Consider the following 1,249-nt stretch of genomic DNA (forward strand, 5'->3'; position numbering starts at 1 on the left):
CGGCGCTGAGCAGACGGCATGAGTCGTTGCGTACGATATTCAGGGCCAATGCGGAAGGGCTGCCGGAGCAGATCATCGAAGATGAGCCGCGGATTGAAATTCCGCTGACTGACTTTTCCGGACTGCCGCTGGAACAAGCGAGAGCGCAAGCCGGTGAAGAAGCGTGCCGGATAGCCGGAACGCCCTTTGATCTGACGCAAGGTCCGCTGCTTCGGGTTGCTCTCATCCGCATTGCACCGGAAGAACATCTTCTTGTGGTGGTGATGCACCACATCATCTCGGACGCCTGGTCCAACCGCATTGTCATTGACGAATTTGCCGCTCACTATCGGGCAGGGGTGCAGCAGGAGCAGGAGGGGGAGAAACAGGGGCAGGAGCTCTCCCTGCCGGTACTGCCGATCCAGTATGCCGATTACGCGATATGGCAGCGCAACTGGCTGGAAGCGGGAGAGAAGGAGCGCCAGTTGACCTACTGGCGCAGCCAGTTGGGGGAAGAGCATCCGGTATTGCAATTGCCCACCGATCATCCTCGATCTTCCAAGGCCAACTACCGTGCGGCGCGCCACACCTTCACATTACCTGCGGGTCTGGTTACACGCTTGCAGCGTCAGGCGCAAAGCCAGGGAGCGACCCTGTTCATGGCGCTGCTCTCGGGCTTTCAGGGCTTGCTCTATCGCTATACCGGCCAGCGGGATATCCGTGTGGGCGTGCCGATTGCCAACAGGCATCGGGCTGAAATAGAAAACATCGTCGGATTCTTCGTCAACACTCAGGTATTGCGCACCCTCATGGATGGGCGCATGTCCCTGCACACGGTGCTCGATCAGACGCGGGAAGCAGCGCTGGGTGCCCAGACCCACCAGGATTTGCCGTTTGAGCAACTGGTTGAAGCACTGCAACCCGAACGCAACCTGAACCAGAATCCTCTGTTTCAGGTCATGTACAACCACCTGCGCGAAGACTACCGGGCACTTGAGCAATTGCCCGGGCTCACGGTGGAAAATCACGAGTTGAGCGAGCAGGCGGCGCAGTTTGAACTGACCCTGGATACGGTTGAGCAGCCGGATGGCAGGCTGGAAGCCACCTTCACCTATGCCGCCGAGCTGTTTGAGCCTGCCACCATTGGACGGCTTGGCGACCATTATCTGCATCTTCTGGAGCAACTGGCCGAGCATCCGCAGCAGAGCCTTGGCAACATCGACATCCTCAGTGAAGCCGAGCGGGCGCAGCTTCAGATCTGGGGGATCAA

At 59.0% G+C, this 1,249-nt stretch carries 1 protein-coding gene; it reads left to right on the forward strand.

What is annotated here, in order from left to right; translation table 11 throughout:
* Nucleotides 1-1,249: condensation domain-containing protein (locus C8R21_RS15535; protein ID WP_258192459.1), on the forward strand; the 1,249-nt coding region annotated here is incomplete at both ends.

Source organism: Nitrosospira multiformis (assembly GCF_003050865.1).
Classification (GTDB): Bacteria; Pseudomonadota; Gammaproteobacteria; order Burkholderiales; family Nitrosomonadaceae; genus Nitrosospira; species Nitrosospira multiformis_E.